1 protein-coding gene is annotated in these 359 nt (G+C 44.3%); it reads left to right on the forward strand.

Translation table 11 applies throughout. The features are described from left to right. On the forward strand, positions 1–359 hold a 359-nt coding region (locus A3712_RS10045; protein ID WP_197465810.1), incomplete at both ends, for a toxic anion resistance protein.

Here is a 359-nt window from a genome sequence, read left to right on the forward strand (position 1 = left end):
TTATCGAGGCTTCCTTTAGTCGGTGAGCTTTTTGATTCATTCAAAAAATTCTCGGCAAGTTTTGATTCAGTGAAAAGCCAATTGGAACAGCTTTCAGGACGTTTAGAAGCACAAGAGATGAAGTTGGCTCATGATATTAGCCAGCTCGATACGCTCTATGACCATAATTTAGAGTTGCTCGGCGGATTAGAGCAGTACATCGCCGCTGGTAAGTACAAGTTAAACCAGCTTACGCAAAATGTATTACCAAGCTTACTGGCACAATCTGAGCAAAGTGGTGACGCGTTAGATGCCCAGAAATACCGTGATGCGACTCAAGCCGTTGCGCGTTTAGAAAAGCGCGTGCATAACCTTGAGCT

It is taken from the genome of Vibrio sp. HI00D65 (genome assembly GCF_001635455.1).
GTDB lineage: Bacteria > Pseudomonadota > Gammaproteobacteria > Enterobacterales > Vibrionaceae > Vibrio.